Source organism: Paracoccus sp. FO-3, from assembly GCF_006386455.1.
GTDB classification, from domain to species: Bacteria; Pseudomonadota; Alphaproteobacteria; order Rhodobacterales; family Rhodobacteraceae; genus Paracoccus; species Paracoccus versutus.
Map to the genome: position 1 here is coordinate 1 of NZ_VCBQ01000033.1, position 21,177 is coordinate 21,177.

Below are 21,177 nucleotides of genomic sequence, written 5' to 3' on the forward strand. Positions count from 1 at the left end.
CAGCGATGCGCCCGCGTCCGGCGGCGCCGCGCCGCAGGGCCTGCCGCTGCCGGACTGGCGCCTGACGGCCGAGCCTGCCGCGCGGGACTATGCCGGCGCCGTCGCCCGCGCGCTTGGCATCATGGCCGAGGAGGCCGGCAGCCGCGACGCGCTGGAAAAGATCGTGCTGGCCCGCACGCTGCTGGTCGAATCCACCGCGCCGATCCCGGTCGAGGCGCTGATGGCGCGGCTGCATGCCGACCGCAGCGTGACCGCTTTTCGCGTGGCGCTGCCCGCCGGGCCCGAGCATCCGCAGGGCCGCGCGCTTTGCGGCGCCACGCCCGAGCTGCTGGTCGAGAAGCGCGGCCGGCGCATCGCCTCGCATCCGCTGGCGGGCTCGGCCCGGCGGCTGGCCGATGCGGCCGCCGACCGCGCCGCCGCCCAGGCCCTGTCCGGCTCGGCCAAGGACCACCGCGAACATGCGCTGGTGGTCGAGTCGATCCTGGACATCCTGGCCCCCTATTGCCGCGAGCTGGGCTGCCCCGAGGGCACCTGCATCACCTCGACCCGCAGCATGTGGCACCTGGGCACCCGGATCGAGGGGCGGCTGAAGGACGAGGACACGCCCTCGGTCGTGCTGGCCTCGGCGCTGCATCCGACGCCGGCGGTCTGCGGCGTGCCGATGGCGCGGGCGGCCGGCTTCATCAAGGCCCTTGAACCCGTGGCGCGGGATTTCTATGCCGGCGCGGTCGGCTGGTGCGACGCAAGCGGGGACGGCGCCTGGCATGTCGCCATCCGCTGCGCCGAGATCAGCGGCCGGCGGGCGCGGCTATACGCGGGCGCGGGGATCGTCCCCGGCTCGGACCCGATGGCCGAGACCGCCGAGACCGGCGCCAAGTTCGGCGCGCTTCTGGCCGCCCTTGGCTTGCCGCAGGATGCGGCCCTGCAGGGCGTGCCCTGCAACGGAGAGACCTGATGGCCCTGCCCGGCATCGCCCCCTATGTCCCCCCGACCGAGGCTGAGCTGCCCAAGGCGCGGGGCCCCTGGCAGCCCCGCCGCGACCGGCTGGCGCTGCTGGTCCACGACATGCAGCGCTATTTCTGCCGCATCTATCCCGAGGGCGCGCCCCTGGCGCCGGTGGTCGGCAACATCGCGCGGCTGATCGGCGCGGCGCGGGCGGCGGGCGTTCCGGTCTTTTACACCGCGCAGAAGGGCGACCAGTTCCGCCCGGATCGCGGGCTTCAGGCCGACCTGTGGGGGCCGGGGATGAGCGCCATCCCCGAGCACGAGGAGATCCTGCCCGAGCTGGCCCCGGCGACGGGCGACATCGTGCTGCTGAAGCATCGCTACAGCGCCTTCCAGCGCTCGAACCTCGAGCATCTGATGCGGGCGCGCGGCCGCGACCAGCTGATGATCTGCGGCGTCTATGCCCATATCGGCTGCCTCGCCACTGCCGTCGAGGCGTTCCAGCGCGACATCGAGGCCTTTGCCGTGGCCGATGCGCAGGCCGATTTCTCGCGCGAGAAGCAGGACATGGCCATGGGCTGGATCGCCGCCACCTGCGGCGTGGCCCTGTCCACCCGGCAGGCGCTGGCGGCGCTTGGCGGGCAGGAGATGAAATCATGCGCCTGACCGGATTCCGCGACCGGACCGCCATCGTCACCGGCGCGGCGGGCGGCATCGGCCGCGCCGTGGTCGCCGCGCTGCTGGAGGCGGGGGCCAGGGTCGTCGCCACCGACACCGAATCCGCGCTGGCCGGCAACCCCGTCGCGGGGGCCGAGAACCGGGTGCTGGACGTGCGCGACGGCGATGCCGTCGAGGCGCTGGTGGCCGAGGTCGAGGCGATGCATGGCCCGCTGGGCCTTGGCGTCCATACGGCCGGCGTGCTGGCCATCGGGCCGCTGCTGGACCTCGCGCCCGAGGAATGGGAGCGGGTGATCGGCGTCAACGCCCGCGGCACCTTCAACGTCACCCGCGCTTTCGGCCGCGCCATGGTGCGGAACGCAGGCGGCGCCATCGTCGCGGTCAGTTCGAACGCGGCGGGGATTCCGCGGCTGAACATGGGCGCCTATGCCGCCTCCAAGGCGGCGGCGACCATGCTGGTGCGCTGCCTGGGGCTGGAGCTTGCCGCGCAGGGCGTGCGCTGCAACATCGTCGCCCCCGGCTCGACCCTGACGCCGATGCAGACCGGCATGTGGACCGAGGACGGCGGCGCCGGCGAGCGCGCGGTGATCGAGGGCAGCCTGGACGCCTATCGCACCGGCATCCCGCTGAAGAAGCTGGCGACGCCCGAGGACATCGCCGGCGCGGTGATGTTCATGTTGTCCGACCAGGCGGGCCATGTCACCATGGCCGACCTTTACGTCGACGGCGGCGCGACGCTGCGCGCCTAGATCCGGGACGCGATCAGCGCCCACCAATTGTCCAGCGTCGGCTCGCGGGCCAGTTCCTCGAAACTGGCCTCGACGCCCATCTGCTTCAGCTCGGACGAAAAGGTCATCACCGCGATCGAGTCGAGCCCGTAGAGGACGAGGTTCTCGGCGGGCTCGATCTCGCAATCGTCCTCGATCATCTTCCGCACGCGGGCGGCCAGCCATTCGGGGCTGAGATCGGTCTTTTCGGCAATATCCATCATTCGTCCTTTCAGGCGGCGGTTTCGGCCACGAGGCTGTCGCGCAGGCGGCGCTTGTCGATCTTGCCCACCGCCGTCAAGGGCAGTTCGGGCACGAAGCGGAAGCGGTCGGGCAGCTTGTATTCGGCCACGCCCAGTTCCAGCAGGTGCCGGCGCAGCGCCGGCGGCGAAAGCTTGCCCGCCCCCTCGCGCAGCACCAGGAAGGCGCAGCTTTTCTCGCCCAGATGGGCGTCCGGCGCGGCGACCAGCGCGGCATGGGTGATGTCGGGATGGCGCACCAGCAGGTTCTCGATCTCCTCGGCGGCGATCTTTTCGCCGCCCCGGTTGATCTGGTCCTTGATGCGGCCCACGACGCGCAGGTTGCCGCCCTGCCGCACCACCACGTCGCCCGAGTAATAGAACCCCTCGGCGTCGAAGGCTTTCGCATTGTGTTCCGGGCTGCGGTAATAGCCGCGGAAGGTATAGGGGCCGCGCGTCGCCAGCGCGCCGGGCGTGCTGTCGGGAACGTCGTTGCCGTCCTCGTCGATGATGCGCACCTCGTCGTCGGGGCTGATCGGCCGGCCCTGGGTGGTGAAGACCACCTCGGGGGGATCGTCCAGCCGGGTATAGTTCACCAGCCCCTCGGCCATGCCGAAGACCTGTTGCAAGCGGCAGCCCAGCAGTTCCGGCACGCGCCGCGCGGTCGCCTCGGCAAAGCTGGCGCCGCCGACCAGCATCAGCTCCAGGCTGTCCAGCATGGCGCGGCGGGCGGGATCTTCTTCGACTGCGCGCAGCCACAGGGCCACGGCGGGCGGCACCAGCGGCGCCATGGTGATCCGCTCGCGCGCGACGATCTGGAAACAGCCCAGGGGCTCGGGGCTGGGGGCCATGACCACGGTGCCGCCGGCATGGAACACCCCCAGCGTGCCGGGCGAACTCATGGTGAAGTTGTGCCCCGCCGGCAGGGCGCACAGGAAGCGCGTGGCCGAGGTCACGCCGCTGATCTGGACGCTGGCGCGGATGCTGTAGTCGTAATCGTTATGCGTGCGCGGGATCAGCTTGGGCGTGCCGGTGCTGCCGCCCGACAGCTGGAAGAAGGCGACCTGGTCGGCAGGCGTCGGCCCGGCGCCCTCGGGCAGGTCGCCGTCCGGTGTCAGCCAATGGGCCAGGCTGCGGGCGGGATCGTCCTCGCCCAGAAGCAGCAGATGCGCGACGCCGCCGGCGCGCAGCGCGTCGGCAAAGGCGTCGTCGCGGAACAGTTCGTGGTCGCGCGCGGCGATGACCACCCGCGGCGCGATCTGGCGGACATATTCGGTCAGCTCCAGCCGGCGATGGCTGTAGAGCGCGTTCACCGGCGCCACCCCGATTCGCAACAGCGCGAAGAAGGCGATGAAGAACTCGGCCACGTTGGGCAACTGCACCACCGCCGTATCGCCATGGCCCAGCCCCTGCCGCGCCAGGCGCGCGGCCAGGTTGCGCGACAGCCGGTCCAGGTCGCCATAGCTGAAGCGGCGCGAACCGCAGACCAGCGCCTCGGCCTCGGGGTTGGCGGCCAGCTGCGCGTCCAGGATATGCGTCAGCGGCTGGTCGATCCAGTAACCGGCCTCGCGATAGCGTCGGGCGAGGTCTTGCGGCCAAGGGCTGAATTCAATCATGCGGATACCTGCTTTTACGGCAATGAGCCGCCCAAGGCGCTTGCGGCACCTTGACGGATGGCAATAGTTGAGTATTTTTATCCCGCTTTCTCTCTCGAAGCAAGCCAGCCGCGTCCCTTGCCGGATGCAACCAAGCCAGCCCTCTCTCGTTCAGAATGCCAGACCCTGCGACAGGGACAAGGATTTCATGACGCATCATCAAGCCGAGGGGTTGTGGCTGCCCCTGACGCTGGCCCAGCTGGATTTCTGGGAAGAGTTCCGGTTCCATCCCGGCGAGGCGGTCTCGACCGTCGCCCATGCCATCGAATTGCGCGGCCTTGCCGATCCCGAGGCGCTGGCCCGCGCCATAAAGGCCACCATCGCCGAAACCGACATCATGGCGCTGCGCTTCGGCCTTGGCGCCGACGGCCGGCCGGTGCAGCGGGTCGATCCCGCTGAGCGGCCCGCGCTGCGCCGCATCGACCTGTCGGACCGCACGGATGCGCGCGCACATGCCTTTGCGCTGATGCAGGCGGATGTCGATGCGGCGCTGGACCTGCTGGAGCAGCCCATCGCGGCGCAATGGCTGGTCCGGCTGGCCGAGGGGCATTACCTGTGGTTCAACCGCGGCCATCACATCGCGCTGGACGGCTATGCCATGGGCCTGGTCGAACGCCGCTGCGCCCAGCTTTACGCCGCGCTGGCCGAGGGCGCCGATCCCGGCCAGCCGCTGCGCCCGCTGGCCGCCTATCTGAACGAGGAAACCGACTATCGCGCCAGCCCGCGCCATGCCGCCGACGCGCGCCATTGGGCCGGGGTGCTGGCGGCCGAACCCCGCCCGCGCGTGCTGCGCAAGGGGTCCGAGGACTATCCGGCCGAGGCGCTTTGCGCCGCCCACGACCTTGCCGCCCTGCGCCCGGCGCTGATGCGGCAGGCGCAGGCGGCGGGCATGGGCTGGCCGGACCTGCTGACCGTGATCTGCGCGGCCTGGGCGGCCTTGCATCTGCGCGACGGCTCGGCCGCGCATCTGTGCGACGATCGCGGCCGGATCGCGATGCCGGTCTGGCTGCCCTACATGAGCCGCATGGGCAGCGTCGCCGTCTCGGTCCCGGCGCTGGTGGTGAACATCCTGCCGCTGGACGTGACGCTGCATCCGGGCGAGCCGCTGGGCGAGGCGCTGGCCCGGCTCGGCGGGCGGCTGCGCCAGCTGCGCCGCCATGGCCGCTACCGCATCGAGCAGATCGCCGAGGATTACGGCATGGAGCCGCGCAGCCGCTTCTTCTTCTCGCCGCTGATCAACGTGCTGCCCTTTGACGAGGCGCGATTCGCCGGCTGCGAGACGACGCGGCACGTGCTGTCGAACGGGCCGGGCGACGGGTTCAACATCACCATCCGCGGCGATGGCGAGGCCCGCGGGCTGGAGCTACTGGTCGAGGCCGACCCGACCCTGACTCCGCCCGAGGATTTTGCCGCGCTGGCCCGGGGCCTGCCGCTTTTCCTGGCCGCGGCGATGGCGCCCGAGAACCTGTCGCGCCCGCTGTCGGACCTGCCGGGCTGACATGCCCTTGCCGGCCCCTTTCCCCCGGCGCAACCTGCGCCGGACAGGAGGGGACGGGATGGACAGCGACGTGATACGCCTTGCCACGGCCGGCGACCTGGCCGTGGTCGAGGAAGTGGTGAACAGCGCCTATGCGCATTACACCGCCCGCATCGGCCGCAAGCCGGGACCGATGCTGGACGACCATGCCGCGCGCATCGCGGCCGGGCAGACGCATCTGCTGGAACGGGATGGCGCGATGCTGGGCCTGATCGTGCTGATCCCTCAGCCCGATGCGCTGCTGGTCGAGAATGTCGCCGTCTCGCCCGCCGCGCAGGGGCTGGGGCTTGGCCGGCGGCTGATGGATTTCGCCGAAACCCGTGCCTGCGCGGCTGGCCTGCCCCGGCTGCGGCTTTACACCCATGTGGCCATGGTCGAGAATCAGGCGATCTATGCCCGGCTCGGCTATGCCGAGACCCGCCGGGTGATCGAAGCCGGGCTGCACCGCATCTATATGGAAAAGCCGCTGGCCTAGTCGCGATAGGGAATCGTCGCCTCGGCCCCCGGCCGCTGCGACCCGGTCGGGATGAAGCTGCGCGTGCTGCAACCCGCCGCATCGCGATCCCAAGGACCGGACCGCGGGGGCCGCGGCAGTTCGAACCCGGCGCAGAGCCGATAGCTGCGCGGCCCCGTGACCTCGTAGCGATAGGGCGCGCCGGTAAAGGGATCGGCCAGCCGCACCTGCCAGTCGCATTGCGGCGTGGTCGCCAGCGTCTCGGGCAGGCGGTCGCCGTTCTCGCGCGCCAGGCAGACCACCAGCCGGGCCAGGTTGGCCAGGTCGCTTTCCCGCTCGCGGTCGCGGCGCTCCTTGCGGGCATGGCCGGGGCCGCCGGTCAGCGCCAGCCCGGCGACGACCGCCGCCGCGGCCAGCAGCGCGATGGCGATGGTGGCCCAGCCCTTAATCATTCAGCTCGTCCCGGTAATAGGCAAAGACCAGTCCCGCGACCCCGGCGACCAGCGCCGCCTTGGCGGCGAAACGCGCCGTCAGCTCGCCGTTGAGCAGCGTGTAGATGACATAGATCCCGTCCGCCAGGAACACCAGCGCCACCACCAGCAAAGTCACCGAGGCGAACCACTTGCGCACCAGCGACCGCCGTCGGCCGCCGTCGCCCAGGCTCATCCGCGACACCTTGCGGTTGAGGAACACGAACAGCGGCACGAAGGCGATCAGCGAGGCGATGGACCAGCGCGTCGAGCTGCCCGGTCCGTAATAGCGGCTGTCGGCCGGGTCGGGGATCAGCCGCTCGATCAGCACCATGCCCAATTCGCAGACATGCCAGCCGATCATGCCCAGCGACAGGAACAGCAGGCCGTAAAGCAGCGCCTCCTGCGCCGAGGCATAGGGGCGGGGCCGCGGCACCGGCGGCAGGCCCGGCGCGGTTTCCCAGCCCCCCAGCGCCTCGTCGATCTCGGGCGCGGACCAGCCGGCATGGGCCAGCGCCTGGGCGATGCCCTCGCGCTCGCCGCCCTGTGCCAGGGCGCGGCGGACATATTCGGAAAGCTGGTCGGACGGTTTCATCGGCACCCCCTGTCTGGCCGGCAGGTTTCGGCAAGCCGGCGGCGCGGTCAAGCCCGCCAAGGCCGCAGCCGGGCGCAATTTTCCCCGCCGGGCCGCGTCGGCGAAAATTTTCCCGGCGGCGCGATTTTTCCCCTTGCACCCCCCGGCGCGCTCCCATAAATGACGCCTCACCGAAGGCGAAGCGCCATCGGGACGGAGCGCGGGCGTAGCTCAGGGGTAGAGCATAACCTTGCCAAGGTTAGGGTCGTGAGTTCGAATCTCATCGCCCGCTCCAAAATCTTCCTTCGGGAACAGCGAAAAGCGGCCTTAGGGCCGCTTTCGGCTTTTCGGGCGGCTTTTCGGGCCAAAGCTTTGCCCGGCCAAGGCCCTGCGCGATCAACCTGCGGCAGACCCTTTACCCTGCCTCTGGCCATTTTCGGCGAATCGGCGCTAGTATGGCAACCGGAGTTGCCCCGGCAGCCAGGTCCGGGACAGTCGTCAGGAACAAGCTGCCGCGCCTCGCAACCACGCATCCCCCGAACCGCGGCCAGCCCAAGCGTGAGGTGATCATGCCGGCTCTGGAAGCTCTGATCGAACGGAAACTGCAACAGCTCTCGGTGCCGCTGGCGGTCCGCCTGCCCTCGGGGCGGCAACTGGGCCCGCCCGATGCGCGCGTGACCATCGCCTTCAAGGACATGGGCGCGCTGGCGCCGCTGGCCTCGGCCCGGCTGGGCCGGCTGGGGGACGAGATCGTCCGCGGCCGCGCCCGGATCGAGGGCTCGATGCGCGACCTGATGCGGATCGTGGCGGCGCTGGTGCCCAGCGACGGCCAGCCGATCCAGCCCAAGCCCTGGCAGCGGCTGCTCTATCACGTGCATTCGCTGCTGCGCCACAGCCGCGACCGCGATGCAAGGCAGATCCGCGCGCATTACGATGTCTCGGACGAGTTCTATGCGCTCTGGCTCGACCCGCGGCGGGTCTATTCCTGCGCCTATTTCGCCGAGCCGCAGATGACGCTGGCGCAGGCGCAAGAGGCCAAGCTGGACCTGATCTGCCGCAAGCTGGACCTGCGCCCCGGCGAGCGCTTCGTCGACATCGGCGCCGGCTGGGGCGGGCTCTTGCTGCATGCCGCGCGCCATTACGGCGTCGATGCCACCGGCATCACCCTGTCGCAGAACCAGTTCGACCATGTCAGCCGGATCATCGCCGAGGAGGGCCTGGGCGACCGGGTGCGCATCCGGCTGTGCGACTATCGCGACCTCGTGCCCGACCAGCCCTTCGACAAGATGGCGTCGGTGGGCATGTTCGAACATGTCGGCCGCGCCCGGATGGGCACCTATTGCGACACGCTGCGCCGGCTGCTGCGGCCGGGCGGGCTGGCGCTGAACCACGGCATCGCCGCCTCGGGCTTGGACGACGCGATGGTGGGCGGCGGCCTGGGCGATTTCATCGAGAAATACATCTTTCCCGGCGGCGAGCTGGTCCATGTCAGCCAGGCCATCCGCAGCCTGTCGCAATCCGGGCTGGAGATGGTCGATACCGAGAACCTGCGCCCGCATTACGCCCGCACGCTCTGGGCCTGGTCCGACGCGCTGGAGGCGCAGTTGCCCGAGGCCGAGCAAGTGCTGGCGCGCTCGATGCCGCCCGATCGCGCGGCCGAGGTGTTGCAGGCCTACCGGCTGTATCTGGCAGGCTGCGCGCTGGCCTTCGAGCAGGGCTGGGTGGCGCTTTACCAGATCCTGCTGATCCATCCCGACCCGGCGCTGGCGACGCCGGACCTGCCTGGGGCGCAATCCGCCTATCCCTTCCGCCGGGACCATGTCTATCGCTGATCCCGGCCGTCACCCGGTCGCAGGCGAAGGGGGAAAGCGGCGGCCGCAGCAATAACCCCCTTGACCCCGCGCCTTGGAAACCCTAGCAAACGCAAGGCTCCGGCGGGTTGGCGGAGAGGTTACGCAGCGGATTGCAAATCCGTGAAGACCGGTTCGATTCCGGTACCCGCCTCCAAGTATTTTCAAGAGCTTGTGCCATATCGGGCTTTCCCCTCATTCCAGCGTTTACAGTAGCGTTTACAGTTTCGTTCACTTTGCGCCCCCTTTCGCTTGGGCAAGCTTGACCAGAATGCCATCCGATTCATCCGGCGAGACGCGAGCGTAATGCTCGATTACGGCTGCCGCGTAACGCACCGACCAGCCCATGTGCGAGGCGATATGCGCCAGTTCAAGCCCCGCATTCAGCAGACGTGTAGCAGCGGTCCCACGCGTATCCTGGAGCCGCAAATCATACCCCAGAACCTCGGGTGTCAGCCCCGCCTTGTTCCGCCAGTAGCGCAGGCTGTCCGAGGCGTGGCGCCCAGTCATGGCCCGCCCGCGATCACTGATCAGGATCAACATGCGGTCGGCCGGCGTGGCGTCGATCAACGCGGCCATGGCCGGAGTGACGGGGATTGTGGCGGTGCGCTTGCGCTTGTTCGTCCTGATGCGGATGCGGCGCCCCTGCGGCGTCTTCTCGATCTGGTTGCGATGCAGGCGCACCAGGTCGGCCGGCCGCAGCCCGGTTTCACAGCCGGCAGTAAGGATGCGCTGCACCCACTCCGGCGCGATGGCGCAAACAGCTTCACGCTGCGCCGGAGTCCACACGATTTCCGAACGATCCACCTCATAGACCTTCCGAAAGTCGCCGCAGTAGTGCATCCGGATCTTGCCGGCGTCCTTCCAGGCCCAATTGAGGATCCGCGTCACCACGGTTCCGGCATAGTCGTACTGGCGCGGCGAATGCGCCCATTGCTTGCGCCATTCATTGACCTCGCCGCGCGCCTCGGGTTCCTCGAACATCGCGGCAGGGTCGTCCTTGAACGCCGCCGCGAAGCGTAGCGCCCAGAGGCGATAATCCTGCCGGGTGCGCTCGCCCTTGGGCATCTCTGCGCTCGACAGAAAGTCATCGACCATTTGCTCGGTCATGTAATGCGCCGGCTTGGGGCGGGCGGTTGCCTCGGCGAATGCCACGAAGAAAGCCGGATCACTCGGAAAGCGGGCGCTGTCCTCCCAGAACTTGGGCCCACCGCGCCAAGCATAGAAATGAAACTTCGCGCCCGCCTTGGTGACGCGCCGAACGCAATGAACGCCCTTCGGCCGGTTAGATCGAAGCATTGCGCGCCCTCCGTTGCGCCACCAGCGACGCGGCACCATCTGAGCCCCGCGACGGCGTCAGGATATCCATACCTTGGGCCGCATCGAGGCGCTGACGAACATGCTTGGGATCGAACCATCCGGGACGGCCTGGAACATGCCGCAGGCCGAGCTTTGCGCAGAAATTGCGAAAGGCACTATTCGCGCCGGCATAGCCCCATTCCTCGGCCAGATCCTCGGCACGGATCAGGCCAATCATCTGGGTGAAGTGAGACGGTAAGGCTGACATGTAGCCCCTCCACGGCTTATACCTTTCATCGCACACTTGGGCGCGGAGCGGAGGGCGGATCGCCCGCACCTGCGAGTTGCTTTGCTTCGCGCAGCAGGATTTCGTCCATCTGGTCTGGAGTGATGAAGATGGCGCGACCGATTGCAAAGTACTGCCCATGCGCCCGCGCCTTCGAGCGCAGGGTCCGCGGTGAGAGTTCAACGCCGCGTGGACGAAGCTTGGCCGACCATTCCTCGGGGGTGTGCCCCAGGTCAAAAATTTTCGACATGGCTATTCTCCTTTCTGGTAGGATGGAAGCCATAGCCAGACTGACCAGTCAACATATTGTAAATATTTGCTAAGTTTCCGGAAAGATCTTTCCCTTTTTGCATCGAAACGCCCGAAACGGATCGCAATGAAACAGGATGAGAGCTCAACTTTTGATTTTTGCGACGACGACGAGGCTCCGGATGATTCGTATCTGTCCGTGGGTGACCCTCATGGTGTTCATCCATGGCAACCGCCATCGCGTCCTTTGGGCCACCTGCTGAAAAAAGTGCGGCTGAACCTGGGACTGACTCAAGACCAGATGGGCGATTTGATGAAGGTAACAGGCCGCAATTACAACAACTACGAACGCGGACGCGTGCAGAACGTCCCCGCTCCCGCCCTTCAGCGGCTGGCTGATCACACTGGCATCGCCGCCGCTCATCTGCTGACTGGGCGCAGTCCGTCTCTCGACTATGTTACCATTCTGGATGAGGTGTACGCCCTTCAGAAAACTGTCTGGGACCTCTGCCAACGACCAGATGGCAAGCTCTATGGTATGAATACTTGCCTGTCGCCGGAGGAGCTTCGCGATGTCATCAAGGCATTATTATCTGATAGGGAATATCGGCGTTACTATGAAATCGATCCATATCCGGAGCTAACCAAGAATGATATCCTGGAAACAGTCGCGACGCATACGGACTTTTACAAGGACGCGGGATGGGAATGGGCCCGCGACAACGATCCAGAATATCATGGCTTTGCGCCCTTCCCCTGCCCAGCAATGTATGTGGTTCCTAGGTTTCAGGATATGGCAGAGTACCGCCGGTACTTAGAACTGCGCTGCCAGATCGAGGCGACGCTAACAAGCGACGAGCGCACTCTCTATTCTGAATGGTTATCCACCAAACCCAAAAGGTCTCCTGAAAATTGATCGCTTAGAGTCAGGACTTACAACCAATATATGATGGTCGCAGCCAGGGCGCAGGCGGAGAGGAACAGAATGGGGCATCGGTCGTAGCGGGTTGCAATACGGCGCCAGTCCTTGAGGCGTGCGAACATGTTCTCAATCCTGTGGCTCAGGCGGTAGAGTTCGGTGTCGTGCGGGACCGAGGCTTTGCGACCGATGCGGGACGGGATACACGGTGAAATCCCCATCTCGATCAGCGCGTTGCGGAACCAGTCGGCATCATAACCTCGGTCTGCAAGCAACGCCCCGGCCGAGGGGATCGAGGACAGCAGCGCCCGCGCGCCAATGTAGTCGGAGGTCTGCCCCGCCGACAGGAATATCCGGATCGGACGGCCCTTCGCGTCCGCCACCACATACAGCTTCGAGTTCAGCCCGCCCTTCGTGCGCCCGATCAGCCGTCCGCGCCCCCCTTTTGAACAGGGCTCGAAGGTGACGTTCTTGCCGGTGTTTCGATCCACGCCCCCGCGAAGGGGGCGACGCCAATCGCTATTGGGCGGCGCTGGTGCCGTCTTGGTTTCGATCCACGCCCCCGCGAAGGGGGCGACGGGTCCATCGTGTCGCTGATGACGCGCGGGCAAGGTTTCGATCCACGCCCCCGCGAAGGGGGCGACTTGCTGTCGGTACGGACGAGCCGATCCTCTTGCGGGTTTCGATCCACGCCCCCGCGAAGGGGGCGACCGGCCGCATGCCTTCCGGACGCGCACCAGCGCCGCGTTTCGATCCACGCCCCCGCGAAGGGGGCGACCGCATGGATCAGTTCGCATAGCGGTGAGGATCATGTTTCGATCCACGCCCCCGCGAAGGGGGCGACGAGGTCAGCATCCGGCCAATTGTCGGAGAACCACTGTTTCGATCCACGCCCCCCGCGAAGGGGGCGACGCAAGCCACGCGTCGCGGCTGGATCGCGGCAGGTGTTTCGATCCACGCCCCCGCGAAGGGGGCGACTCGTCCAAGCCGCGCTGCCCGAGGTGACGCCCGTGTTTCGATCCACGCCCCCGCGAAGGGGGCGACCGTTCTCGGGATCCGGGTTGATCGACAGGATGCGGTTTCGATCCACGCCCCCGCGAAGGGGGCGACGATGAGTGACGACCTGACTCGCTGCCCATGCTGCGTTTCGATCCACACCCCCGCGAAGGGGGCGACACCACGGCGTCGGGATGGGCGGCGATCACGGACTGTTTCGATCCACGCCCCCGCGAAGGGGGCGACCGGCCGAGGGTGTCGAGACGCCCGGCACCGCAGGGTTTCGATCCACGCCCCCGCGAAGGGGGCGACTGCCACGGGGTGCCATCACGCCACCGCGTTCTGGATGTTTCGATCCACGCCCCCGCGAAGGGGGCGACACGCCCTTGCGCTTGCCGTAATCCCAATCGTCGCGTTTCGATCCACGCCCCCGCGAAGGGGGCGACGGCCACGCTCTGTCCGCCCGGCCCCCCACCCCGACAGTTTCGATCCACGCCCCCGCGAAGGGGGCGACGGGCGATGGACGATGAGAACCTTTTGTCGATGGGGTTTCGATCCACGCCCCCGCGAAGGGGGCGACTTGCGGTCGCGGGGCGCGCCGCCCTTGGCCTTGCTGTTTCGATCCACGCCCCCGCGAAGGGGGCGACGGCCTCGACATAAACTTCACCTATATCGACCCCGTTTCGATCCACGCCCCCGCGAAGGGGGCGACACGTGGCGCGCGCCGACATGGTGCGGGAATGGCTGTTTCGATCCACGCCCCCGCGAAGGGGGCGACCGGCAAGCGCGAGGTGATCGGCGCCGCTCCGGATCGTTTCGATCCACGCCCCCGCGAAGGGGGCGACCGCTGGTGCGCGCAAAGGCATCCGGCGCTGCGACCGGTTTCGATCCACGCCCCCGCGAAGGGGGCGACGTCTGGATACAGCCTTGGCGCTGACCGCGGTGGATCGGGTTTCGATCCACGCCCCCGCGAAGGGGGCGACCAAGGGCGCGCCCATCGGCTATGTCGATACCGAGTTTCGATCCACGCCCCCGCGAAGGGGGCGACTTGCTAGCTTGACCTCAGCGGCCAATTGCTCCTTGTTTCGATCCACGCCCCCGCGAAGGGGGCGACGACCCTGGCCGGCGTGGACAGCTACGATTTGATGTTTCGATCCACGCCCCCGCGAAGGGGGCGACGTGCTGCGCTCGGCCTCGGAACCGTTCCTGGTCGGGTTTCGATCCACGCCCCCGCGAAGGGGGCGACGACGCTGACCGCTGGCAACGGCCTTACCGGCGGCGGGTTTCGATCCACGCCCCCGCGAAGGGGGCGACTTCGCCAACTCGGGCCACGTCTTGTCCTCTAGCTGGTTTCGATCCACGCCCCCGCGAAGGGGGCGACGCGCAGGTCAGCCATTGGCCTTTGTCGCCAGGGCAAGTTTCGATCCACGCCCCCGCGAAGGGGGCGACGATCTTGTCAACCAAGGCCTGCGTCGGCGTGAGGGTGTTTCGATCCACGCCCCCGCGAAGGGGGCGACAACTATTATTCGCGTGGTCAACGAGTTTGTTGCCGTTTCGATCCACGCCCCCGCGAAGGGGGCGACTTGGTTGCCTCCGCACCTGCTTGTCATGGGCAGCGTTTCGATCCACGCCCCCGCGAAGGGGGCGACGGGAGGTAGCGATGGGGGATGATGTTGATGATTTTGTTTCGATCCACGCCCCCGCGAAGGGGGCGACGCGCGGCCCCCTGCGTGATCGTCACAGTCAGGGGGTTTCGATCCACGCCCCCGCGAAGGGGGCGACTTTTGGCCGAGGGCTGGACGCCCAGACAAGTTTCCGTTTCGATCCACGCCCCCGCGAAGGGGGCGACGCGCGTCCTGCATGCCATCGTGGAGAAACCCACGTTTCGATCCACGCCCCCGCGAAGGGGGCGACGACGCTTTCCGGCGTCGGTAGTGTTCCGATCACCTCGTTTCGATCCACGCCCCCGCGAAGGGGGCGACGGCCCGAGGCCGACCGCATCGCCGAGCGCCTCAAGTTTCGATCCACGCCCCCGCGAAGGGGGCGACATCCCATCGCCGGCTGCTGTGGCGGCGAAGCGCTCGTTTCGATCCACGCCCCCGCGAAGGGGGCGACTGTCAAGGCTTGGTTGTCAGCAGAGGGCTTTGTAGTTTCGATCCACGCCCCCGCGAAGGGGGCGACGTTCGACGAGGTCACGACCCCCGGCGGCATGGCGGTGTTTCGATCCACGCCCCCGCGAAGGGGGCGACGAGCGACGATGCCGCCGCACAGCAGCATCGCATCCGTTTCGATCCACGCCCCCGCGAAGGGGGCGACGATCGTCACTCATCGCGAGTCCTCCGGGGGAGGGGTTTCGATCCACGCCCCCGCGAAGGGGGCGACCACCCTCCCTATACCGCGCTGTTGTTATGCCGCAATCTTCCTTGCGAATGCGAAAGGGGCAGTTGCGCTCGTCCTAAGTCAGCCGATATGACGGACAGGAAAAGAAAATCCAACGATTTCAAAAAAGCCGCCCCGATGCGAACCTCAGCGCAAAAGTCGGCACGCTTCATGTTCGCAGGGACAAGAAAACTATAGAATCAGCGGGCCGTTAAGATTCATCGCGGGTTTTGCACCGACATGCTCGACCCGGCGCGACCAGTTCGAACCAAGGTAGTAATAGCGCAGGCTGTCGACCTCGGGGCGGATGATCCCTTCCAGGCGCGCCTTCAGCCGGGTCCATTGCGCCGGGTCCACCTCGATCTCGAAGACCGACAATTGCACCCGCTGGCCGTAATCCTCGCACGCTCGGGCAACCTGACGCAAACGCTTCTTGCCGCCGGTGTCCAGCGTATTCACGTCATAGGTGACCAGGACAAGCATCTCAACTCCAGAACCAGGGCGGATAGGCGTCCAGATCGCCGCGCAGATGACGCGCCAGCATCTGCGCCTGAAGATAGGGCACCAGGCCGAACGGCGCCTTTTCCTGTAGGAAGGGATGCTGGCGCTCTTCCTTCTTGCGCTCCTGCCAGGCGGTCAGGACGGTGCGGCGAGCGTCGTCGGTCAGCAGCACCGCACCGCCGTCCATGCGGCGAAAGTCCCCCGCGCGCAACTGGCGGCGATTCACCAGGGACAGCGCCAGACGATCCGCCAAGGGCGCGCGAAGCTCTTCCATCAGGTCCAGCGCGAGGCTGGGCCGGCCGGGGCGGTCGCGGTGCAGGAAGCCAACGGCGGGATCCAGCCCGACCGCCTCGCAGGCCGAACGGCAATCATGGGTCAGCAGGGTATAGAGAAAGGACAGTACCGCATTCATCGGATCGAGCGGCGGGCGGCGCGAGCGGCCCGTCCAGCGAAGCTCGGGATCGGGTGAGCGGATCAGGTGATCGAAGACGCCGAAATACAGCGTCGCCGCCTCGCCTTCGGAGCCGCGCAACAGATCCACGCTATCGTCGGACAACTGCACGCGGCGCAGGATCATGGCCATGCGATCCGTTGCCCGCTCGAGCCCATTACGCGCCTCGGTCGTCATCTCGCCGCCGTAATCGCGCAGCGCGCGCCGGATCACCGCGCGCTGGTTGGCGATCTTGCCCATGACGATGCCGCGCACCACATCCGTCGCGTCGTCGGCCGCCTGATATTGTGCACGCCGTAGCAGAACATTCCCCGCGACCGGCCCCTCGACCCGGGCCTGGAACCGCCCGGCGCGATCCAGAAGCACCAACGTGATGCCGCGCTCGGCACAGATGCCGATCAGCGCCGGAGACAGCAGGATCGGCCCGAAGGCGACGACCGAGGCCAGCATATGCAAGGGTACACGCGCCTTTTCAGCCCCCTCGATTTCGGCCACCAGGTTCTCGCCATCCTTCTTCAGGGCGGTCCCCTCGGTCGTGACATAGACGGTGTTCAGCAGCTTCTTCATTCCAGCGCCCTTGCCAGCATACGATCGCGCCATTGCCGCACGGGACGGCGTATCGCCTCGGGCCGGCACAGATCCAAAAGCGAACAGGCCCGGCAGCGGCTGCGATGCAGCGTCGGGGGCGGCGTGCGGCGACTGGCCAGGACTGCGGCCAGTTCGGCAGCGGTGCTTTCGGTCAGCGCACGCAGATCGGCATCGAAGGGCACGGTGACCCGGCGTTTGGTCTGACCGTAGAACAGTGCACCCTGTGCCACCGGGCGGCCGGTCATCTCTTCGAGGCAGAGCGCCTGCGCGCAAAGCTGCACCTCATCGGCGCGGTGCATCTTGGGCTTGCCGCGCTTGTATTCGATGGGGAAAGCGGTCTCGCCAGCCGGACCGGGGAGGAACTCGACCAGGTCGGCGGTGCCGGTCAGGTTCAATCGATGGCACGCCAGTGGCAAGGCCATCACCCGCCGCACGCCACGCGCCTTGCGACTGCCGCCCTTGTCAGCGACGGCGTGCAGGACATCGCCCTCGGCGGTAAAGCGGTTCTCGGCCCAAAGCCGCTCCAGATGGATCAGAGCGGCTTGGCGCAGGCAATAGACCGCATGTTGCAGCGCCGAGAGGGGAATGGGTTCCTCGACGCTGGCCATGATCAGAGGAGTTCGAGGATTTCAACGCCTTCGGGCAGCCCCTCGCGGTCGATGGCGACGGTGTAATCCGCGAATTTCCGCGCTGGCGGCAGGTTGCCAAGACCGCGGTCGTCCAGCGCACGGAATTCGCCATCCACGTTGCGGCCGATCTGAACCAGGTCGAACAGCCGGTGTGCCGGCGCATTGCCAAGCGCATTCGCATGGCGGAAGACGATCAGCTTGCGCGAAGTCATCTCGCCCCGCGCGGCCGCGCGGTCATGCTCGAACATGTTCGCCAGCGCCTCGAACAGCAGGTCCAGATCGGCTTCGGAAAAGCCCGTACGTTCGGCGAACTTGGCCGAGACGAAGCCATGCGCGACATAGAGGCCATAGGGCACGATATGCTTGCGGCCCATCGTACGGTTGTCGGTGCGCAAATCGCCATCGTCCCCTTCGGCCCGCTTCTTCTGCTCGGCCTCGTTGGTGGCCGCCATGCGGGTGATCGAAATCTCGACCGGCAGAACCGGCTCGACCGAATTGGCGAAGGTCATCTGCACCGGGCCCTTGACCTGACCGCAATTGATCCCGGTAGACATGACGGCACCGAATGTCCGCACGTCGAAGAAATTGCGGCACATGAAGTCGCGCAGTTCCCTTGCCTCGGCGTCGTCCTTTGGGTTCAGCTTGGCATCCTTTTTCGACTTCTCGTCGCCCCGCAATGCAACATAGGCCTGACGGTGCTTTTCGTTCAGGATCGCGCCTTCCTGGACATAGATATGGTGCCCTTCCGTTCCCTCGCGCGCGAGCTCGACGTAATTGCGGATCTTCCGCTTCAGGCTGACATCGCTGACCAGGCCGTGATTTGTCTCGGGATCAAGCCGCGGCAGGTTGCCCGCATCGGGGTCGCCGTTGGGATTGCCGTTCGTCACGTCGAAGATCAGCACGAAATCATGGCGGCGGGAAAGCGTGGTCATTGGGATACCTCGGGGGTCTTGTCATCGTGCTTGCGAAAGAAATCGGAACGCTGGTGGTAATAGCCGATGCCGAACAGCGCCTGCTCTGCTGCATTCAGCGAGGCAGGGATCGGGTCCCCGGCCGGGTCCATCAGATCGGTGATCGAGGTCAGCAGCTTCTCAAGGTTCACCGCCCGGCCGGGGTTGGTCTTGCGCAGCTTGCCGAAATGGTTGGCCGAGCCGGAATCCAGCGTGCGGAACACCTTTTGCGGACTCGCCGATGCCGCGCCATAGAACTTGTCCTTGATTGTGGCATTGATGCCGCCAAGTGCGGCGCGCTGCACCTCTTCGTAGACGGCGAACAGCCGCCCAAGGACATAGCCCTTGTTGGTATTGGCGGGATCAAGCGCCACGGGAGCCTCCATCTTCAGGTTGCGGATCAGAATGGATTTCAGCATGGCGCATCGCAGGGCGTTGATCTCGCCATCGGCGCGCATGCGCATCAGCGCCGTAGAAAGCAGGGTCAGCGGATAGGCCGTGCCGGTCAGGATCGCGCGCAACCACTCCCCGGCGATCAGCGGCGGCACGTTCTCGCGCTTGCCTTGCGAGGCCAGTTCCAAGAGATAGCGCCAGAGCGCCGGCCAGCCGTCGCGCGGCGGCGGATCTATCGCCGTATCCTCAAGGTAGCGCTGAAAATTCGCGGTCAGCCTGCCGAAATCGTCCTGCCAGTAGAAGCGCACCGAAAGCCGGGCGGCATTGGGGGCCAGCCCTAGGACATGAAAGCGCACCCCCTCGGCCAGTTCCGGCGCGACCCGCGACAGGCGCTGACCATTGCGGATGGCGTCGAGGCGGGAATGGATTTTGGCGGTTTCCAACCTCTCATCCTCGGCAACCAGCTTCTCCTCGGAAGCGGGGTCCAGCAACGCCGCAAAGAAGACCTCCGCCTCCGCGGCCAGCTTCATATCGCTGCAATCCGCCCAGAACACCGTCGAGGCATCGCCGATCTGGATGCGATGGCCGCTATCCTTGTCGAGGTAGCGGTTCAGCACCGTGCCATAGGCAAAGGCCGCTGCCTCGGAGACAGGGGCGTTGTCACCTTGATCGTGACCGTAGGACGTGAAGGCGTCGAGGTTGAAGGACACCAGGCTCGCACCCGAGGATTGCGCCCCCCAGACCCCCTTGATCGAGGGATGCAGCCGCGCCACCGAACCGGGTTCGCCCGTCACCAGGCAGATCTGCGGGTCCGAGGCGCCCTCGGCCCCGAGGCGCCGCCACAACGCGCGCGCAGCCGGGCGTTCATGCAGGAAACGCTCGCGATATTCCTCGGCCAGGGCGAAGACGATGTTCTGGTCGCGCATCTCATCGAGCCAGAGGGGTGGAGCGAAGGCATCCGGGCTCCAGCCGTCCAGGAAGCGCAGGAAAGCCAGCACGCCAGGATCGTCGGTTTCCGCAAGCCATTCCGCGTGGCGAGCGCGGAAGGCGGCATGTTCCTCCGCCGTCCTTTTGCCTTCACCAGCGGTCACACCCAGCACATAGGCCGACTTGTCCCACAGGAAGTTGGGGGCAATGCCGGCGGTCCGCTTTACGGCCTGCGGCACCAGCAGCATCCTGGGGCTACGTTTCCTGTCGTCGCCGCGCAGATCCTCGACACTGGCAACCGATCCGTCCGCGTTCAGCAGTACGCAAAAGCCGATCTTCTCGGTCGAGAAGCCGAAGGGCGGTGCATCGGGCAGCCGATCATAGGCCCGCACCAACGAGGCAAGCATGCTCATCCCTTCACCTCTGCGCTGCCGGGTTGCGGCACCTCCAGTACGCCGTCGCGCAGCGCGGCACGGAAAAACAGCGAGGGCCGGCCCGGTTTCCCGTGGTCGATGTCCCACAGCATGAAACCAAGATCGCGTGGCGCGCCGAAACCATGCTCGGCGGTTTCCGCCTCGGGGTTGCGGGTGGGCAGCGGCGCCTCCGGCGGAATCAGGTCGAAATGCGCGGTGAATTCACGGGTGCCAAGACAGGGCTGATGAAAGCACTGCCCCCGCGCGGCACGGCGATTGAAGATGTCCAGATGCTTGCCCTCGCTATCGTCGGGGCCAGCCTTGCCCGTCATGTCGAAATGCGCCTCGATCACATAGCGGGGCGCGGCCAGCACGGTCGAGGCGCGTTGCTGGCGGTCCTCATCGACCAGAAGCTGCAAACCCTCCAGGTCGCCGCGCTTCATCGCCTGTTTGATCTTGCCGGCTGGGGCCTTGTGACCCACTTCGTTGCGGCGGATGGACTGGAAACGGATCGGTTCCAGCACATGGATGCGGTCGATGACCCAGCGGATCGCGGGCTTCCAGTGGATGGCTTCGAGTATGCCGCGCGCCGCCGAGGGCGTCATCACGTCATAGGACATGCGCTCAACCTTCAGCTCAGGGCGCGTGAACAAGGCATGCTGGCCCCAGACATGTAGGCGGATTCCGTATGACATATCATCCTCTTAGCTTCGACCAAGGTAGCCGATCAGCAACTCTATGCAAGAATAAACTTTTTCTTGTTCATTCTAGTTCATGTTAAGAGTTTTATTGACATCTTCGCCTCATGAGTAGACCCTGTGGGTTCAACCTTCGGCAAAGGGAGCAAACATGTTGTCACGACGAAGCCTGCTGGGCCTTCTAGCTTGCGCAGCGATAGTCGTGACCATCGATGAGCCGCCATAGCGTCTTCATCGAATGGTCACGGAACTCCGTGTGGATTGAAACATTCTGGTTCAGGTTAATGCTCGAACTACGGTGCCCCTCGGAAAGCTTAGCCGCTTAGCCGA

20 protein-coding genes, 2 tRNA genes, 1 pseudogene and 1 CRISPR repeat array are annotated in these 21,177 nt (G+C 66.5%); of the genes and pseudogenes, 9 read left to right on the forward strand and 14 right to left on the reverse strand.

Translation table 11 applies throughout. The features are described from left to right. The 3 genes from FE811_RS11155 to FE811_RS11165 all read left to right on the forward strand — a co-directional run. Positions 1-955 (forward strand): isochorismate synthase MenF (locus tag FE811_RS11155; protein ID WP_140847627.1); only part of this gene is annotated, 955 nt, incomplete at its 5' end. Next, positions 955-1,611: an isochorismatase family protein gene (locus FE811_RS11160; protein WP_116221985.1), complete on the forward strand. Its 657-nt coding sequence runs from the start codon at positions 955-957 to the stop codon at positions 1,609-1,611. The genes FE811_RS11155 and FE811_RS11160, both read left to right, overlap by 1 nt. Next, positions 1,602-2,372, forward strand: a complete 771-nt coding sequence (locus tag FE811_RS11165; RefSeq protein WP_072461732.1) for an SDR family oxidoreductase — start codon at positions 1,602-1,604, stop codon at positions 2,370-2,372. The genes FE811_RS11160 and FE811_RS11165 overlap by 10 nt, the downstream gene beginning before the upstream one ends. On the opposite strand, the gene FE811_RS11170 is transcribed toward FE811_RS11165, so the two are convergent. Together FE811_RS11170 and FE811_RS11175 are read right to left on the reverse strand one after the other, a co-directional pair. Further along, the gene (locus tag FE811_RS11170) at positions 2,369-2,614 is read right to left on the reverse strand and encodes a phosphopantetheine-binding protein (protein ID WP_036757053.1); all 246 of its coding nucleotides are present in this window, start codon (positions 2,612-2,614) and stop codon (positions 2,369-2,371) included. The two genes, FE811_RS11165 and FE811_RS11170, sit on opposite strands and share 4 nt — an antisense overlap. A gap of 8 nt (positions 2,615-2,622) precedes the next feature. Further along, positions 2,623-4,245 (reverse strand): (2,3-dihydroxybenzoyl)adenylate synthase, encoded by a 1,623-nt coding sequence (locus FE811_RS11175; RefSeq protein ID WP_116221986.1) that lies wholly within the window; start codon positions 4,243-4,245, stop codon positions 2,623-2,625. A gap of 187 nt (positions 4,246-4,432) precedes the next feature. Here FE811_RS11175 and FE811_RS11180 point away from each other — a divergent pair, with 187 nt between their 5' ends. Next, on the forward strand, positions 4,433-5,782 hold the full coding sequence (locus FE811_RS11180) for a condensation domain-containing protein (protein WP_116221987.1): 1,350 nt from the start codon (positions 4,433-4,435) through the stop codon (positions 5,780-5,782). A 58-nt stretch (positions 5,783-5,840) separates the two neighbouring features. Next, positions 5,841-6,296, forward strand: coding sequence for a GNAT family N-acetyltransferase (locus FE811_RS11185; protein WP_116221988.1), 456 nt, complete (start codon positions 5,841-5,843; stop codon positions 6,294-6,296). On the opposite strand, the gene FE811_RS11190 is transcribed toward FE811_RS11185, so the two are convergent. Further along, the gene (locus tag FE811_RS11190) at positions 6,293-6,727 is read right to left on the reverse strand and encodes a hypothetical protein (protein WP_116221989.1); all 435 of its coding nucleotides are present in this window, start codon (positions 6,725-6,727) and stop codon (positions 6,293-6,295) included. The two genes, FE811_RS11185 and FE811_RS11190, sit on opposite strands and share 4 nt — an antisense overlap. Further along, a complete protein-coding gene (locus FE811_RS11195) occupies positions 6,720-7,340 on the reverse strand; it encodes a DUF5671 domain-containing protein (RefSeq protein WP_116221990.1) in 621 nt (206 codons plus the stop codon). The genes FE811_RS11190 and FE811_RS11195 overlap by 8 nt, the downstream gene beginning before the upstream one ends. 199 nt (positions 7,341-7,539) lie before the next feature. Between FE811_RS11195 and FE811_RS11200 the strand changes: the two genes are divergently transcribed. From FE811_RS11200 to FE811_RS11210, 3 genes are all read left to right on the forward strand, one after another. Continuing rightward, positions 7,540-7,614 (forward strand) — tRNA-Gly (locus FE811_RS11200). 274 nt (positions 7,615-7,888) lie between these two features. Continuing rightward, entirely contained in the window at positions 7,889-9,151 is a 1,263-nt protein-coding gene (locus FE811_RS11205; protein WP_116222428.1) for a class I SAM-dependent methyltransferase, read from the forward strand. A gap of 101 nt (positions 9,152-9,252) precedes the next feature. Then, a tRNA-Cys gene (locus FE811_RS11210) sits at positions 9,253-9,326 on the forward strand. A 74-nt stretch (positions 9,327-9,400) separates the two neighbouring features. Here the strand turns inward: FE811_RS11210 and FE811_RS11215 are convergent. From FE811_RS11215 to FE811_RS11225, 3 genes are read right to left on the reverse strand one after another with little or no spacing between them, the layout of a single operon-like run. Then, a complete protein-coding gene (locus FE811_RS11215; RefSeq protein WP_244295163.1) occupies positions 9,401-10,468 on the reverse strand; it encodes a tyrosine-type recombinase/integrase in 1,068 nt (355 codons plus the stop codon). Then, positions 10,455-10,736, reverse strand: a complete 282-nt coding sequence (locus FE811_RS11220; protein WP_140847632.1) for a hypothetical protein — start codon at positions 10,734-10,736, stop codon at positions 10,455-10,457. Before FE811_RS11220 ends, FE811_RS11215 begins: the two co-directional genes overlap by 14 nt. 25 nt (positions 10,737-10,761) lie before the next feature. Beyond that, positions 10,762-11,004, reverse strand: coding sequence for a hypothetical protein (locus tag FE811_RS11225; protein ID WP_244295165.1), 243 nt, complete (start codon positions 11,002-11,004; stop codon positions 10,762-10,764). A gap of 126 nt (positions 11,005-11,130) precedes the next feature. Here FE811_RS11225 and FE811_RS11230 point away from each other — a divergent pair, with 126 nt between their 5' ends. After that, positions 11,131-11,919, forward strand: coding sequence for a helix-turn-helix domain-containing protein (locus FE811_RS11230; protein ID WP_116221993.1), 789 nt, complete (start codon positions 11,131-11,133; stop codon positions 11,917-11,919). 17 nt (positions 11,920-11,936) lie between these two features. Here FE811_RS11230 and FE811_RS11235 read toward each other — a convergent pair. The 7 genes and pseudogenes from FE811_RS11235 to cas5c form a co-directional block, all read right to left on the reverse strand. Beyond that, positions 11,937-12,368: pseudogene (locus tag FE811_RS11235) on the reverse strand (IS5 family transposase); the annotation flags it as partial. 33 nt (positions 12,369-12,401) lie between these two features. Further along, a CRISPR array of direct repeats spans positions 12,402-15,300; the repeat unit is 32 nt; unit sequence GTTTCGATCCACGCCCCCGCGAAGGGGGCGAC. Positions 15,301-15,489: 189 nt separating this feature from the next. Then, positions 15,490-15,780: a CRISPR-associated endonuclease Cas2 gene (cas2, locus tag FE811_RS11240; RefSeq protein ID WP_140847637.1), complete on the reverse strand. Its 291-nt coding sequence runs from the start codon at positions 15,778-15,780 to the stop codon at positions 15,490-15,492. Between the two features lies 1 nt (position 15,781). After that, entirely contained in the window at positions 15,782-16,816 is a 1,035-nt protein-coding gene (cas1c, locus tag FE811_RS11245) for a type I-C CRISPR-associated endonuclease Cas1c (RefSeq protein WP_140847641.1), read from the reverse strand. After that, entirely contained in the window at positions 16,813-17,445 is a 633-nt protein-coding gene (cas4, locus tag FE811_RS11250) for a CRISPR-associated protein Cas4 (protein ID WP_140847644.1), read from the reverse strand. The genes cas1c and cas4 overlap by 4 nt, the downstream gene beginning before the upstream one ends. A 2-nt stretch (positions 17,446-17,447) precedes the next feature. After that, a complete protein-coding gene (gene cas7c / locus FE811_RS11255) occupies positions 17,448-18,398 on the reverse strand; it encodes a type I-C CRISPR-associated protein Cas7/Csd2 (RefSeq protein ID WP_140847647.1) in 951 nt (316 codons plus the stop codon). Then, on the reverse strand, positions 18,395-20,149 hold the full coding sequence (gene cas8c / locus FE811_RS11260; RefSeq protein ID WP_140847650.1) for a type I-C CRISPR-associated protein Cas8c/Csd1: 1,755 nt from the start codon (positions 20,147-20,149) through the stop codon (positions 18,395-18,397). Before cas8c ends, cas7c begins: the two co-directional genes overlap by 4 nt. Then, positions 20,146-20,844, reverse strand: coding sequence for a type I-C CRISPR-associated protein Cas5c (gene cas5c, locus FE811_RS11265; RefSeq protein ID WP_140847652.1), 699 nt, complete (start codon positions 20,842-20,844; stop codon positions 20,146-20,148). Before cas5c ends, cas8c begins: the two co-directional genes overlap by 4 nt. Positions 20,845-21,177 lie beyond the last annotated feature (333 nt).